At 71.7% G+C, this 13697-nt stretch carries 15 protein-coding genes and 1 pseudogene; 11 read left to right on the top strand and 5 right to left on the bottom strand.

Annotation, left to right across the window (positions count from 1 at the left end; genetic code table 11):
- The first annotated feature begins 24 nt into the window (after positions 1–24).
- Complete coding sequence (locus FFT21_RS16050) at positions 25–852, top strand: crotonase/enoyl-CoA hydratase family protein (protein WP_137814687.1); 828 nt, start codon at positions 25–27, stop codon at positions 850–852.
- A gap of 243 nt (positions 853–1095) precedes the next feature.
- Here the strand turns inward: FFT21_RS16050 and FFT21_RS16045 are convergent, their stop codons facing one another.
- Positions 1096–2130 (bottom strand): LLM class F420-dependent oxidoreductase, encoded by a 1035-nt coding sequence (locus FFT21_RS16045; protein ID WP_137814686.1) that lies wholly within the window; start codon positions 2128–2130, stop codon positions 1096–1098.
- A 73-nt stretch (positions 2131–2203) separates the two neighbouring features.
- Between FFT21_RS16045 and FFT21_RS16040 the strand changes: the two genes are divergently transcribed.
- The 5 genes from FFT21_RS16040 to FFT21_RS16020 are packed head-to-tail and all read left to right on the top strand — an operon-like array spanning position 2204 to position 6731.
- Positions 2204–3157, top strand: a complete 954-nt coding sequence (locus FFT21_RS16040) for a Zn-ribbon domain-containing OB-fold protein (RefSeq protein ID WP_137814685.1) — start codon at positions 2204–2206, stop codon at positions 3155–3157.
- A gap of 18 nt (positions 3158–3175) precedes the next feature.
- Complete coding sequence (locus tag FFT21_RS16035) at positions 3176–4231, top strand: thiolase family protein (protein ID WP_137814684.1); 1056 nt, start codon at positions 3176–3178, stop codon at positions 4229–4231.
- A complete protein-coding gene (locus tag FFT21_RS16030) occupies positions 4231–5406 on the top strand; it encodes a thiolase family protein (protein ID WP_137814683.1) in 1176 nt (391 codons plus the stop codon). Before FFT21_RS16035 ends, FFT21_RS16030 begins: the two co-directional genes overlap by 1 nt.
- The gene (locus FFT21_RS16025; RefSeq protein WP_137814682.1) at positions 5403–6272 is read left to right on the top strand and encodes a TIGR03619 family F420-dependent LLM class oxidoreductase; all 870 of its coding nucleotides are present in this window, start codon (positions 5403–5405) and stop codon (positions 6270–6272) included. The genes FFT21_RS16030 and FFT21_RS16025 overlap by 4 nt, the downstream gene beginning before the upstream one ends.
- A 12-nt stretch (positions 6273–6284) precedes the next feature.
- Positions 6285–6731 carry a nuclear transport factor 2 family protein gene (locus tag FFT21_RS16020; RefSeq protein ID WP_137814681.1) on the top strand — a complete coding sequence of 149 codons (447 nt, stop codon included), beginning with the start codon at positions 6285–6287 and terminating at the stop codon, positions 6729–6731.
- A gap of 445 nt (positions 6732–7176) precedes the next feature.
- Here the strand turns inward: FFT21_RS16020 and FFT21_RS16010 are convergent, their stop codons facing one another.
- The gene (locus tag FFT21_RS16010; protein WP_137814680.1) at positions 7177–8091 is read right to left on the bottom strand and encodes an SDR family oxidoreductase; all 915 of its coding nucleotides are present in this window, start codon (positions 8089–8091) and stop codon (positions 7177–7179) included.
- The gene (locus FFT21_RS16005; RefSeq protein WP_137814679.1) at positions 8088–8882 is read right to left on the bottom strand and encodes an SDR family oxidoreductase; all 795 of its coding nucleotides are present in this window, start codon (positions 8880–8882) and stop codon (positions 8088–8090) included. The genes FFT21_RS16010 and FFT21_RS16005 overlap by 4 nt, the downstream gene beginning before the upstream one ends.
- 83 nt (positions 8883–8965) lie before the next feature.
- Here FFT21_RS16005 and FFT21_RS16000 point away from each other — a divergent pair, with 83 nt between their 5' ends.
- The 4 genes from FFT21_RS16000 to FFT21_RS15985 are packed head-to-tail and all read left to right on the top strand — an operon-like array spanning position 8966 to position 12397.
- Positions 8966–9721 (top strand): enoyl-CoA hydratase family protein, encoded by a 756-nt coding sequence (locus tag FFT21_RS16000; protein WP_137814678.1) that lies wholly within the window; start codon positions 8966–8968, stop codon positions 9719–9721.
- Positions 9721–10578 (top strand): CoA transferase subunit A, encoded by an 858-nt coding sequence (locus FFT21_RS15995; protein WP_137814677.1) that lies wholly within the window; start codon positions 9721–9723, stop codon positions 10576–10578. The genes FFT21_RS16000 and FFT21_RS15995 overlap by 1 nt, the downstream gene beginning before the upstream one ends.
- A 2-nt stretch (positions 10579–10580) precedes the next feature.
- Positions 10581–11327, top strand: coding sequence for a CoA-transferase subunit beta (locus FFT21_RS15990; RefSeq protein WP_137814761.1), 747 nt, complete (start codon positions 10581–10583; stop codon positions 11325–11327).
- Between the two features lie 8 nt (positions 11328–11335).
- The gene (locus FFT21_RS15985; RefSeq protein WP_137814760.1) at positions 11336–12397 is read left to right on the top strand and encodes an NAD(P)H-dependent flavin oxidoreductase; all 1062 of its coding nucleotides are present in this window, start codon (positions 11336–11338) and stop codon (positions 12395–12397) included.
- Positions 12398–12416: 19 nt separating this feature from the next.
- On the opposite strand, the gene FFT21_RS15980 is transcribed toward FFT21_RS15985, so the two are convergent.
- Both FFT21_RS15980 and FFT21_RS15975 read right to left on the bottom strand, forming a co-directional pair.
- Positions 12417–12794 (bottom strand): hypothetical protein, encoded by a 378-nt coding sequence (locus FFT21_RS15980; protein ID WP_137814676.1) that lies wholly within the window; start codon positions 12792–12794, stop codon positions 12417–12419.
- A 16-nt stretch (positions 12795–12810) separates the two neighbouring features.
- On the bottom strand, positions 12811–13449 hold the full coding sequence (locus FFT21_RS15975; RefSeq protein WP_503826167.1) for an NsdA family TPR-like regulatory protein: 639 nt from the start codon (positions 13447–13449) through the stop codon (positions 12811–12813).
- A 157-nt stretch (positions 13450–13606) separates the two neighbouring features.
- Between FFT21_RS15975 and FFT21_RS15970 the strand changes: the two are divergent.
- A pseudogene (locus tag FFT21_RS15970) lies at positions 13607–13697 on the top strand (IS5/IS1182 family transposase); the annotation flags it as partial.

Here is a 13697-nt window from a genome sequence, read left to right as displayed (position 1 = left end):
GCGAGCACCAGGAGGCCAGACCCGATGACCTCAACCACCGCGCCCGAGACGCAGACCGAGCACGCCGAGGAGCCGCACTGCCTCGTCGAGCGGCACGGCCACGTGCTGGTGGTGACGATGAACCGGCCGAAGGCGCGCAACGCGCTGTCCGGGCCGATGATGGCGATCATGCGGCAGGCGTGGGACGAGGTGGACGAGGACCCGGACATCCGGGTCTGCGTCCTCACCGGCTCCGGCGGCGCGTTCTGCGCGGGCGCGGATCTCAAGGCGATGAGCGACAACCACCCCGGGGACACCGGCGCGCGCGGCGAGTTCGACCCGTCGCGGATCGAGCCGCTGCTCAAGGGTCGCCGGCTGACCAAGCCGCTGATCGCCGCGGTGGAGGGGCCGGCGATCGCCGGCGGCACCGAGATCCTGCAGGCCACCGACATCAGAATCGCCGGGGAGAGCGCCCGGTTCGGCGTGTCCGAGCCCCGCTGGGGGCTGTTCCCGCTGGGTGGCTCGGCGGTCCGGCTGCCCCGGCAGATCCCCTACACGGTAGCGGCCGACCTGCTGCTCACCGGGCGGCACATCACCGCGGCCGAGGCGAGGGAGATCGGCCTGATCGGCCACGTGGTGCCGGACGGGCAGGCGCTGGCCAAGGCCATGGAGATGGCCGAGACGATCGCCGCGAACGGGCCGCTGGCCGTGCAGGCCATCCTGCGGACCATGCGGGAGACCGAGGGCATGCCGGAGAACGACGCGTTCGCCGTGGACGCGCGGCTCGGCCTGCGGGTGTTCATGAGCGAGGACGCCAAGGAGGGCCCGCGCGCGTTCGCGGAGAAGCGCCGGCCGAACTTCCGCGGCCGCTGAACTCCTCCCGCGAAGCGCTGGACCGCCGCGGGTCTCACGGCGGTCCAGCGTTCTCCGGGAGGGAGTTACCACGGTGGTCTCCGTCGGCCGGTCTTCCCGGGGTGGCTCGCGGTAGCCGACCTCCCGACCGCTCGGGTCGACCACGGCCGTCAGCCCCGGCCGCGTCCGCGCGATGTGCCACAGCCCGACGTCGCCCGTGACCCGCCAATCTAGAACGCGTTTCAGTTCAGGACAAGGGGCGGGTCAGCGCACGGCTTCGGCGATCGCGCGCACCGCCTTCCGGTGCGGCGCGGTGACCAGCAGCATGGTCACCCCCGCCTGCTCCCAGCGGCGCACCTCGGCGCGGACGAACTCGGCGTCGCCGACAATGGCCACGTCGTCCAGGAGCCGTTCCGGGATGGCGGCGGCGGCCTCGTCCCGCCGGCCGGCGAGGAACAGCCGGCCGATCTCGGTGACCTCCTCGGCGTAGCCCATCCGGGAGAACACGTCGGCGTGGAAGTTCATCCCCGGAGCGCCCATTCCGCCGATGTAGAGCGCCATGACCCGCCGCAACGCCGCCAACTCGGCGTCCCGGTCCTCGGTGACCACGACGTGGCAGGTGGCCGCGATCTCGAAGTCGGCCCGGCTGCGCCGCGCGCCCGGCCGGGCGAAACCCTCGTCCAGCCACTGGTCGTACATCGGCGCCAGCCGCGGCGAGTAGTAGATGGCCAGCCAGCCGTCGGCGATCTCCGCGGCCAGCGCCACGTTCTTCGGCCCCTCCGCGCCCAGCCAGATGGGCAGGTCGGCGCGCAGCGGATGGGTGATCGGCCGCAGCGGCCTGCCCAGGCCGAGCGCTCCCGGCCCGGTGTAGGGCAGCGGGTAGTGCGGGCCGTCGCTTTCCACCTTCTCCTCGCGGGCCAGCACCCTGCGGATGATCGAGACGTACTCCCGGGTCCTGGCCAGCGGCTTGGCGAACGGCTGGCCGTACCAGCCCTCCACCACCTGCGGCCCGGAAACGCCCAGCCCGAGGATGAACCGGCCGCCGGAGAGGTGGTCCAGGGTGAGCGCGTGCATCGCGGCCGACGTCGGGGTGCGTGCGGACAGTTGCACCACCGAGGTGCCCAGCCGCATCCGGGACGTGCTTGCCCCCCACCAGGACAGCGGGGTGAACGCGTCCGAACCCCAGGACTCGGCGGTGAACACCGCGTCGAAGCCGGCCCGTTCCGCCTCGGCGATCAGCGCCGGCGCGTTCTCCGGCGGCGCGGCGCCCCAGTACCCGAGTTGCAGTCCCAACTTCACGGCGAACCTCCTGTCCCGGCGAGCGGACAACGCTATCTTGCCATCAAATCGAGAACGTGTTTCACTTCGCCTCGTGACCAGACCGCTCAGCGCTCCGCTGGACATCGGCTTCGACTACACCCGGTCACTTGGCCCCACCCTCGGCCGGTTCATGACCGCGCTCGCCGAACGCCGGATCGAGGGCATGCGCGGATCGGACGGCCGGGTGTTCGTACCGCCCGCCGAGTACGACCCGGTCACCGCCGAGCCGCTGACCGAACCGGTGGAGGTCGGCCAGGAGGGCACCGTGCTCACCTGGTCGTGGATCGCCGAACCGCTGGAGGGCCAGCCGCTGGACCGCCCGTTCGCCTGGGCGCTGGTGCGGCTGGACGGCGCCGACACCGCGATGCTGCACGCGGTGGACGCCGGCTCCCCGGAGGCGATGCGCACCGGCATGCGGGTGCGGGTGCGCTGGGCCGAGGAAACCGCCGGCCACATCCGGGACATCGCCTGCTTCGAACCGCTGGACGCGCCGGAACGCCCGCGGCCGGAACCGGCTCCCGCCGAGCCGGTGACCATGGTGACCACCCCGGTGCACCTGCACTACCAGCACTCCGCGTCCGCCGAGGAGTCCCGGTTCCTGCGCGCGCTCACCGAGGGGCGGGTGGTCGGCCAGCGCTGCCCGGTGTGCGGCAAGGTCTACGTGCCGCCGCGCGGCGCCTGCCCCACCGACGGCGTGCCGACCACCGACGAGGTGGAACTGCCGGACCGGGGCACGGTGACCACCTTCTGCATCGTCAACGTGCCGTACCTCGGCCAGCGCATCCCCACGCCGTACGTGGCCGCGTACATCCTGCTGGACGGCGCGGACATCGCCTTCCAGCACCTCGTGCTCGGCTGTGACGCCAAGGAGGTGCGGATGGGCATGCGGGTCGAGGCGGTGTGGAAGCCGCGCGAGCAGTGGGGCCCCACGCTGGAGAACATCGACCACTTCCGGCCGACCGGGGAGCCAGATGCTCCGTACGAGTCCTATGCCCAGCACCTGTAGCCCTGGGGGTGTCCACAAGTGACGGACGTGGCCGTCGTCGGCTTCGCGCAGGCCCCGCACGTGCGCGAGACGGAAGGCACCACCAACGGGGTGGAGATGCTGGTGCCGGTGTTCCAGGAGCTGTTCGCCCGCACCGGGCTGTCCAAACGGGACATCGGGTTCTGGTGCTCGGGATCGTCGGATTACCTGGCCGGCCGGGCGTTCTCCTTCGTGTCCGCGGTGGACGCGATCGGGGCGTACCCGCCGATCAACGAGTCGCACGTGGAGGCGGACGCCGCCTGGGCGCTGTACGAGGCGTGGGTGAAGATCCAGACCGGTGAGGTGGACACCGCGCTGGTGTACGGGTTCGGCAAGTCGTCGGCCGGCCAGTTGCGCCGGGTGCTGGCCCTGCAACTGGACCCCTACCTGGTCGCGCCGCTGTGGCCCGACTCCGTGGGCATCGCCGGCATGCAGGCCCGGCTCGGCCTGGATTCCGGCCTGTGGACCGAGCGGGACATGGCGGAAGTGGTCGCGCGCAGCCGCGCCGCCGCGGTGGACAACCCGCACGCCCAGCTCGCCGGCCAGGTCGAGGTGGACGACCTGCTCACCGAACCGTACTTCGTCGACCCGCTGCGGAAACACGACTGCGCGCCGATCACCGACGGCGCGGCGGCGATCATCCTGGCCGCCGGGGAGAAGGCCCGCGAGATCGCCGCGCGGCCGGCGTGGATCACCGGGTTCGCGCACCGGGTGGACACCCCGCACATCGGCGCCCGTGACCTCACCACCTCCCCGTCCACCGTGGCGGCTGCCAAGGCCGCCGGCATCGACGGGGTCGAGGTGGCCGAGCTGCACGCGCCGTTCTCCCACCAGGAGATCCTGCTGCGCCAGGCGCTCGGGCTGGGCGACGCCGTTCGCGTCAACCCGTCCGGCGGCCCGCTGGCGGGCAACCCGATGTTCGCCGGCGGCCTGATCCGCATCGGCGAGGCTGCCGGCGCGGTCATGGGCGGCGCCGCCGGCCGGGTGCTGGCGCACGCCACCAGCGGGCCGGCGCTGCAACAGAACCTGGTCTGCGTCATGGAGGGGCGCGAGTAATGGGCAAGCAACTCGCCGCGGTGCTCGGCACCGGTCAGACCCACCACACCACCAAACGCCTGGACGTCTCCATGGCCGGCCTGTGCCGCGAGGCGATCGACCGGGCCATGGCGGACGCGGACGTGGACTGGGCGGACATCGACGCCGTGGTGCTGGGCAAGGCGCCGGACCTGTTCGAGGGCGTGATGATGCCCGAGCTGTTCCTCGCCGACGCGATCGGCGCCACCGGCAAGCCGCTGCTGCGGGTGCACACCGCCGGCTCGGTCGGCGGCTCCACCGGGGTGGTCGCGGCCAGCCTGGTACAGGGTGGCGTCCACCGCCGGGTGCTCGCGGTGGCGTTCGAGAAGCAGTCCGAGTCCAACGCGATGTGGGCGCTGTCCATCCACCCGCCGTTCGTCATGCCCGTGCACGCCGGGGCGGGTGGCTACTTCGCCCCGCACGTCCGCTCCTACATCCGACGCTCCGGCGCGCCCGAGCACGTCGGCGCGATGGTCGCGGTGAAGGACCGGCGCAACGGCGCCCGCAACCCGTACGCGCACCTGCGCCAGCCGGACATCACGCTGGAGTCGGTGCAGGCGTCCACCATGCTGTGGGACCCGATCCGCTACGACGAGACCTGCCCGTCGTCGGACGGCGCGTGCGCGGTGGTGATCGGCGACGAGGCCACCGCAGACGCCATGGCGCCCCGGCCGGTGGCCTGGATCCACGCCACCGCGATGCGCACCGAACCGACCATGTTCGCCGGTCGGGACCAGGTCAACCCGCAGGCCGGGCAGGAGGCCGCCGCCGCGCTGTGGCGGCAGGCCGGCGTGACCAACCCGCTGGAGCAGGTCGACGCCGCCGAGATCTACGTGCCGTTCTCCTGGTTCGAGCCGATGTGGCTGGAGAATCTCGGCTTCGCCCCGGAGGGCCAGGGCTGGAAGCTCACCGAGGCCGGCGAGACGGAGATCGGCGGCCGGCTGCCGGTGAACCCCTCCGGCGGCGTGCTGTGCTCCAACCCGATCGGCGCCTCCGGGCTACTCCGGTTCGCCGAGGCGGCGATGCAGGTGATGGACCGGGCCGGTGAGCACCAGGTGGCCGGCGCGCGCACCGCACTGGGCCACGCCTACGGCGGCGGCTCGCAGTTCTTCGCCATGTGGCTGGTCGGCGCCGCCAAGCAGGGAGTGCCATCATGAAGTTCACCGTCGGCGTCGCGCTGAGCCCGCTCAACCAACTGACCGAGATCGCCCGCGTGGCCGAGGAGTGCGGCTTCTCCTCCGTGGCCCTGCCCGACTCGGTGTTCTACTCGGAGCAGGTGTCCGCGCAGTACCCGTACACCCCGGACGGTGCCCGGTTCTGGGACGCCGACACCCCGTGGGTCGACCCGCTGGTCGCCGCCGCCGCGATGGGCGCGGTGACCTCCCGGATCCGGTTCTACACCCAGGTGCTCAAGCTGGGTTCCCGCTACCCGGTGCCGCTGGCCCGCCAGGTCGGCTCGGTGGCCAACCTGACCGGCAACCGGTTCGGCCTCGGCGTGGGGCTGGGCTGGACACCGGAGGAGTTCGAGTGGTGCGGCGTGCCGTTCGCACATCGCGGCCGCCGCGCCGACGAGGCCATCGAGGTGCTGCGGCTGATCCTCGGCGGCGGCATGGTCGAGTACCACGGCGAGTTCTTCGACTTCGACAGGCTGCAGATGAGCCCGGCGCCCAGCGAGCCGGTGCCGATCTACGTCGGCGGGCACAGCCGCGCCGGTCTCAAGCGCGCCGCCCGCGTCGGCGACGGCTGGACCTCGGCGATGATCGGCTTCGACGACCTGCGGGACACCATCACCACGCTGGCGAAGCTGCGCGCCGACCACGACCGCGCGGACGTGCCGTTCGAGATCCAAGCCGTGTGCGTGGACCGGTTCGGCCTGGACGGCTACCGGCAGCAGGCCGAGATCGGGGTGACCGACGCGATCGTGATGCCCTGGGTCCTCGACGGCCTCGGGTTCGACGCGCCGCTGGCGGAGAAGGCCGACTCGATGAGGCGGTTCGCCGACAACGTGATCAGCAGGATGTGACGGGAGTTCCCCATGACGGCGTCGACGATCACCTGGACGGCCACCGACCAGGAGCACCCGGCGCGCACCGCGTCCCGCCGGTCGATGGACGCGGTGTCCCGCGGCGCCAAGGAAGAATGGCTCGCCCTCTTCGCGGAGGACGGCGTGGTCGAGGACCCGGTGGGGCCGTCCATGTTCGACCCGGACGGCACGGGCCACCACGGCAGGGACGGCATCGCCGCGTTCTGGGAGATGGCCATCGCCGGGGTCGAGCGGTTCGAGTTCGTCATGCGGGACTCGTTCGCCGCCGGCAACGAGGTGGCCAACATCGGCACCATCACCGCGTTCCTGCCCGGCGGTACCCGGGTGGACACCGAGGGCGTGTTCGTCTACCGGGTCGGCGACGACGGCCTGATCAAGTCCATGCGCGCCTTCTGGGAGGTCGACCGCGCCATGGCCACCATGCGCCAGGCGGACTGAGCCGGGTACACCGCGGCGTTCGCCCGCGCCCAACTCATGTCACGCGAGACCTCGACCCGACGCGGCGATGACATCCGAGGTCTCGGTGGACAGCACGCGCCACTATGGTGGGACGATGGCGTCGGTCAAGCAGTTCCAGGTCACCTTCGACTGCGCAGAACCTGAGCGCCTGCCGATGGCTACAACGAGTCGTGCATCGTGATGCAGGACATCGAGGGCAACGAGTTCTGCCTCGACTGAGGGGCCGCGTGTTCACACCGGCCGACGTTCGACGGCGGCAACGGCTCGATCTGTTCGGACAACGAACGGTACCGCAACGGACTCACCCGGCGATCACGCAGCGCCGCCTCACCGCGCATATGGGAGCCACGCCCAGGGAGCGCATCGAGTCGTGATCAACGGACTGTCTGGGTGAGGTCTGCGATCCAGATCATCGAGGCGCGCCCTAGCTGCCGGCGGCCCCGTACACCGGTTCCGGCGGCTCGGCCCGGTCGAGCAGGTCCGCCACCACCGGGCCGAGTTCGCTCGGCTGCCAGCGGGCGCCCCGGTCGGCCGCCGGGCCATGCCGCCAGCCCTGGGCGAGGGACACCCTGCCGCCCTCCACCTCGAACACCCGGCCGGTGACCTTGCCGGACTGCGTGCTGCCCAGCCACACCACCAGCGGCGAGACGTTCTCCGGGGCCATCGCGTCGAAGCCGCCGTCGGGGGCGGCCATCGTCTCCGCGAACGCCTGCTCGGTCATCCGGGTGCGCGCGGCCGGCGCGATCGCGTTCACCGTGACCCCGTAGCGGGCCAGCTCGGCCGCGGCGACCAGGGTCAGCCCGGCGATGCCCGCCTTGGCCGCCGAGTAGTTGCCTTGGCCGACGCTGCCCTGCAGGCCCGCGCCGGAACTGGTGTTGATCACTCGGGCATCCACCGGCCGGCCAGCCTTGGACTCGGCACGCCAGTAGGCCGCGGCGTGCCGCAGCGGCGCGAAATGGCCCTTGAGGTGCACCCGGATCACGGCGTCCCACTCCGCCTCATCCAGGTTGACCAGCATCCGGTCGCGCAGGAACCCGGCGTTGTTGACCAGTACGTCCAGCCGCCCGAACGTCTCGATCGCGGTGTTCACCAGCCGCGCCGCGCCGTCCCAGTCGGCCACGTCGTCGGTGTTGGTCACCGCCTGCCCGCCCGCCGCGCGGATCTCCTCGACCACCTGCTGCGCCGGCCCGCCGGAGGCGCCGGTGCCGTCCAGTGCCACGCCGACGTCGTTCACCACGACGCGGGCGCCCTCGCGGGCGAAGGCGAGCGCGTGCGCCCGGCCGATGCCCCGGCCCGCGCCGGTGACGATGACGACCCTGTCCTCGCACAGCCCACTCATGTCCTCGTTGTCTCCTCGTGGTTGGCATTGCTGGCGCGCAGGAACGCGGGCACCTCTCCCCCGCCGTGCACCGGCAGGGTCGCCCCGGTGACGTAGGACGCCAGCGGCGAGGCCAGGAACACCGCGCAGGCGCCGACCTCGTCGGGCTCGGCGAGCCGGCCCAGCGGCACGGTGCGGGCCACCGCGGCGACGCCGTCCTCGTCGCCGTAGTGCCGGTGCGCCGACTCGGTGCGCACCATGCCCACGCCCAGGCCGTTCACCCGCACCTTCGGTGCCCACTCCACGGCCAGGCTGGCGGTGAGGCTGTCCAGCCCGGCCTTCGCCGCGCCGTACGCGGCGGTGCCCGGGGACGGCCGGCGACCGCTGACGCTGGACACCATGACGATCGACCCGCCGGAGGCCTGGCCCTGCATCACCGCATTGGCCGCCTGCGAGACGGCGAGCGGGGCCAGCAGGTTCAGCTCGATCACCTTGGCGTGGAAGCGCGGTGACGCCGTGGCCGCCTCCGCGAACGGCGCCCCGCCGGCGTTGTTCACCAGGACGTCCAGCCGGCCGTACCGCTCGGTGATGGTGGCCATCATCCGCTCCACCTGCTCGGCGTCCCGCACGTCGCAGGTCAGGAACTCGGCGGCGCGGCCGGCGGTGCGCACCGGTTCGTCGGGCGTGTTGCGGGCGCAGGCCACCACGATGGCTCCGGCGCGCAGGAAGGCCCGGCTGATCCCGGCGCCCACACCGCGGATCCCGCCGGTCACCAGCACCACCGCGCCTCGCAGGCCCAACTCGGCTGCCACGCGCACCTCCGTCCCCGACGGGTGTTCCGGCGGCCCGTCCCCTGCTAAGTTAACCAAGCAATCGCTAGGTTTGGAAGAAGGCCATGGGGATCTCGAGCAGTCAGCCTGAACCCGCCGTCGTCGCCGTCACCATCGACTTCCCGCCGGTCAACGCGCTGCCGGTGCGGGGATGGTTCGACCTCGCCGAGGCGGTGACCGACGCCGGGAAGAACCCGGACACGCACGTCGTGGTGCTGCGCGCTGCGGGCCGCGGCTTCTGCGCCGGCGTGGACATCAAGGAAATCCAGCGCAGCGCGGGCCACGAGGGGCTGCTCGGCGCGAACCACGGGTGCGCGGCGGCGTTCGGCGCGGTGTACGACTGCGCGGTGCCGGTGGTCGCCGCGGTACGCGGTTTCTGCCTCGGCGGCGGCATCGGCCTGGTCGGTAACGCCGACATCGTGGTGGCCGCCGACGACGCCACGTTCGGACTGCCCGAAGTGGACAGGGGCGCACTGGGCGCGGCCACCCACCTGGGCCGGCTGGTGCCGCAGCACCTGATGCGCGCGCTGTACTACACGGCCCGCACGATCGGCGCGGCGGAACTGCACCACCACGGCTCGGTCTACCAGGTGGTGCCGCCGGCGGAACTGGACGCCGCGGCGCTCGCCGTCGCCAGCGAGATCGCCGCCAAGGACACCCGGGTAATCCGCCGCGCCAAGGAGGCGATCAACGGGATCGACCCGCAACCGGTGCACCGCAGCTACCGGTTCGAGCAGGGCTTCACCTTCGAACTGAACCTCACCGACGCCGCCGACACCGCGCGGCAGGCGTTCCTGGACGGCAACTCCAGGGGGCGATGATGCGCGACAAGCGAATGACCGCCGACGAGGTGGTCGCCGAACTCGCCGACGGGATGACCGTCGGCATCGGCGGCTGGGGGTCGCGGCGCAAGCCGATGGCGCTGGTACGGGCCATTCTGCGGTCCCCGCTGCGGGACCTCACCGTGGTCTCCTACGGCGGCCCGGACGTGGGCCTGCTCTGCGCCGCGGGCAAGGTCCGCGAACTCGTCTACGGGTTCGTCTCGCTGGACTCCATCCCGTACGACCCGTGGTTCCGCCGCGCCCGCGAATCCGGCGAGCTACGGGTGCGCGAACTGGACGAGGGCATGCTGCAGTGCGGGCTGCGCGCTGCCGGGCACCGGCTGCCGTTCCTGCCCATCCGCGCCGGGCTGGGCTCGGACGTGCTCCGGGTCAACCCGGACCTACGCACGGTGCGATCACCGTACGACGGCGAGGAGGTACTCGCCATGCCCCCGCTGCGCCTGGACGCCGCGCTGGTGCACCTCAACCGCGCCGACCGGCACGGCAACGCCCAGTACCTCGGCCCCGACCCGTACTTCGACGACCTGTTCTGCCTGGCCGCCGACCGCCGGTACGTCTCGTGCGAGCGGATCGTGGACACCGCCGAGCTGACCGCCGGCGGACCGGCGCAGTCCCTGCTGCTGAACCGGATGATGGTGGAGGGGGTGGTGGAGACGCCCGGCGGCGCGCACTTCACCAGCTGCGTGCCCGACTACGGCCGGGACGAGGCATTCCAGCGCCGGTACGCGGACGCCGCGGCCGACCCCGACCAGTGGCCGTCCTTTGTGGACCAGTTCCTGTCCGGTACGGAGACCGACTACCAGGCCGCGGTGAACGCGGCGCGGGTGGGAGCGTGACCATGGACGCGACCAGGGCGGAGATCTGCGTGGTGGCGTGCGCGAACCTGTTCCGCGGCGACGGCGAGGTGCTGGCCAGCCCGATGGGGCTGATTCCCACACTGGGCGCCCGGCTGGCCCGGCTGACCAGCGAGCCCGACCTGCTGCTCTCCGACGGCGAGGCGTACCTGCTGGCCGAGGTGCCCGCGCCCGGCGAGCAGACGTCCACTGTGGAGGGTTGGCTGCCGTACCGGAAGGTGTTCGACGTGGTCGCGCACGGCCGGCGGCACGTGGTCATGGGCGCCAACCAACTCGACCGGTACGGCAACCAGAACATCTCCTGCATCGGCCCGCACGACCGGCCGACCCGGCAGCTGCTCGGGTTCCGCGGCGCGCCCGGCAACACGGTGAACCACAAGACGTCGTACTGGGTGCCCCGGCACAGCACCCGCGTCTTCGTGGACGCCGTGCACGTCGTCTCCGGTGTGGGCTACGACAACGCGGCCAAACATCCGTCGGCCGGCCGGTTCCACGCGGTGCACCGGGTGGTGACCAACCTGGCCGTGCTGGACTTCGACACCCCTGACCGCACCATGCGGCTGGTGTCCACCCACCCCGGCGTCACGGTGGACGAGGTCCGGGAGAGCACCGGCTTTCCCGTGGACGCCGGCGAGGTCGGCGAGACCCGCCGGCCCACCGCGGAGGAGCTGCGGCTGCTGCGCACCGTGCTCGATCCGAAGTCGCTCCGCGACAGGGAAGTACCCTCGTGACCGCCCGGTTGGAGACGGCGTTGACCCGGCTGGCCGGTGTGCGTCACCCCGTGGTGCAGACCGGCATGGGCTGGGTGGCCGGCCCGCGCCTGGTGGCGGCCACCGCGGAGGCCGGCGGGCTGGGCATCCTCGCCTCGGCCACCATGACCTACCCGGAACTGGAAGCCGCCATCGCGGAGACCAGGCGGCGCACCAGCCGCCCCTTCGGGGTGAACCTGCGCGCGGACGCGGTGGACGCGGACGAGCGGGGGGACCTGCTGATCCGCGAGGGTGTCCGGGTCGCCTCCTTCGCCCTGGCCCCGCGCCGGGAGCTGATCGGCAAGCTCAAGGACGCCGGCGTGCTAGTCGTCCCTTCGGTGGGCGCGGTGCGGCACGCGGAGAAGGTGGCCTCCTGGGGCGCCGACGCGGTGGTCGTTCAGGGCGGTGAGGGCGGCGGTCACACCGGAGGAGTGGCCACCACCCTGCTGCTGCCGTCGGTGGTCGACGCGGTGGACATCCCGGTGATCGCCGCGGGCGGGTTCTTCGACGGCCGCGGTCTGGCCGCCGCGCTGGCCTACGGCGCGGCCGGGGTCGCCATGGGCACCCGGTTCCTACTCACCCGGGAAAGCACCGTGCCGGAGGCGGTCAAGCGCGAGTACCTGGCGCGCGGCCTGACCGGCACCGTGGTCACCACCCGCGTGGACGGCCTGCCGCACCGCGTGCTGCGCACCGACCTGGTGGACCGCCTGGAGCGGTCCGGCCCGGTCCGCGGCCTGGTGAGCGCGGTGGCCAGCGCGGCCCGGTTCCGCCGGCTCACCGGGCTGTCCTGGTCGGCGATGATCCGGGAGGGCCTGGCCATGCGGCACGGCCGCGACCTGAGCTGGGCGCAGGTCATCATGGCCGCGAACACCCCGATGCTGCTGCGCGCCGGCCTGGTGGAGGGCCGCACCGATGCTGGGGTGCTGGCCGCCGGCCAGGTCGTCGGCGTCATCGACGACCTGCCGACCGTCGCCGAGGTGATCGCCGGCGTGGTGGAGCAGGCCACCGAAACCATTCAGCGCATGGGCGGCCTGGCAATGGCCGATCGCTGACCGTGGCGCGGTCCGAAGCTCACGACTCGCGCTCGATCCGCTCGAAGATATCCGCGTCCGTCTCCCGCTGCCACTCCGGCATCTCATCCCAATCGGCGACATAACTGGGCTTGGGGTCCGGAAAGTGCTTGTAGATCTGGCCGATCCAGCACAGCGCGACGAATCGAGCCTTCTGTTCCCGGCTCAGCTTGGCGGTGGCACCGGCCGACGCTTCCACGAACGAACGGACCTGGTCGAAGACGGCCGCCGCACTCTCCCGTTCCCACTCAGGAGTCTCTTCCCACGGCGCGATGTACCCAGGCTTCGGATCGCCTGGATAGTGCCGCTTGACTCCCTCGATCCACGCCTCCCGAAAGATGCGGCCACCCTCGTTCGCCACGATGTATGCCTCCTCCATTGTCCACACGATACGGTTACGGGTGAGCGAGCGACGAAATCTCGTCGCGAACCTGGCGAGCACGCCGGTCGCGGAGGACCGGGCCGAACCGGTCTGCCAGCACGGTCAGCTTACGTTGGAGCACGCCCGAACCGGTCTGCCGCGCTGTCACGAGCGCTGCGTTGGTGTAAGAGACGAGTTGATCCACATCCTGGCGCCGCACGCCCAGCGCGGCGAGATCGATGAGAACCGAACCCCGTCGCCGCGCCGACAACGGTTGGTTCAGTGCTTGGTTCAGGGCCGTCTCGGCGAGATCGAGCCGGCCAAGTTCGACGTAACAGGTGCCACGCTCCTCGGCCATGCGCGACCCGTCGAACCTGAGCCATCCACCGTTGTGCACCGGCCCCGGCAGCCCGTGCACTTCCTCCGCCGCGTCGAGCGTGCGCTCGCAAGCGGTCAGTTCACCGAGTCCCGCCCACGCTTCCGCTTGGACGACAGCGACCCAGTGGCGTGTGGAAAGCTGCGAATCGCCCCGGCGAGCGAGTTCGGACGCGAGGTGCAACATCGGAGCAGCCCTGTCAAAATGCCTCTCATATACCTCGATAAACGCGTGTCTGGTCAGCGCGCAAGCCCACAGGTCATAAGCACCTGCCTCGCGGGCTGCGGTAGCGGCCATGGTGAGCCATTTTCATCCTGGGCTGGATGTGTTGGCGTGCAAGGCTTCTTGCTGATCACGGGTTGATGTGCACTGGCGCGTCGGCGTCTGGATGTGGCGAAGCCCCTGGTAGCAGAACTATCGATTAAGATCGCTCAGCAGATGCCAGGGGCTTCACGTGCTGTTCTACCGTGCCGCTCTGCCGTTGTCACATCGAACCCTGACCTTCGTGTCCGGCCTGGTCCGCGCTCACCGCAAGCGGCTCGGAT

The sequence above is a fragment of the Gandjariella thermophila genome (assembly GCF_005405885.1).
In the GTDB taxonomy this organism is placed as follows: Bacteria; Actinomycetota; Actinomycetes; order Mycobacteriales; family Pseudonocardiaceae; genus Gandjariella; species Gandjariella thermophila.
Note: the sequence above shows the minus strand (reverse complement) of the source record. Positions and strands in the feature narration are given on the sequence as shown.

Excerpts from the sequence above, each read along its gene's own strand:
- FFT21_RS16050 (WP_137814687.1), top strand. The coding sequence starts at position 25 with ATGACCTCAACCACCGCGCCCGAGACGCAGACCGAGCACGCCGAGGAG.
- FFT21_RS16030 (WP_137814683.1), top strand. The coding sequence starts at position 4,231 with ATGGGCAAGCAACTCGCCGCGGTGCTCGGCACCGGTCAGACCCACCAC.
- FFT21_RS16025 (WP_137814682.1), top strand. The coding sequence starts at position 5,403 with ATGAAGTTCACCGTCGGCGTCGCGCTGAGCCCGCTCAACCAACTGACC.
- FFT21_RS16020 (WP_137814681.1), top strand. The coding sequence starts at position 6,285 with ATGACGGCGTCGACGATCACCTGGACGGCCACCGACCAGGAGCACCCG.
- FFT21_RS16010 (WP_137814680.1), bottom strand. The coding sequence starts at position 8,091 with ATGAGTGGGCTGTGCGAGGACAGGGTCGTCATCGTCACCGGCGCGGGC.
- FFT21_RS16000 (WP_137814678.1), top strand. The coding sequence starts at position 8,966 with ATGGGGATCTCGAGCAGTCAGCCTGAACCCGCCGTCGTCGCCGTCACC.
- FFT21_RS15995 (WP_137814677.1), top strand. The coding sequence starts at position 9,721 with ATGCGCGACAAGCGAATGACCGCCGACGAGGTGGTCGCCGAACTCGCC.
- FFT21_RS15990 (WP_137814761.1), top strand. The coding sequence starts at position 10,581 with ATGGACGCGACCAGGGCGGAGATCTGCGTGGTGGCGTGCGCGAACCTG.
- FFT21_RS15980 (WP_137814676.1), bottom strand. The coding sequence starts at position 12,794 with ATGGAGGAGGCATACATCGTGGCGAACGAGGGTGGCCGCATCTTTCGG.
- FFT21_RS15975 (WP_503826167.1), bottom strand. The coding sequence starts at position 13,449 with ATGGCCGCTACCGCAGCCCGCGAGGCAGGTGCTTATGACCTGTGGGCT.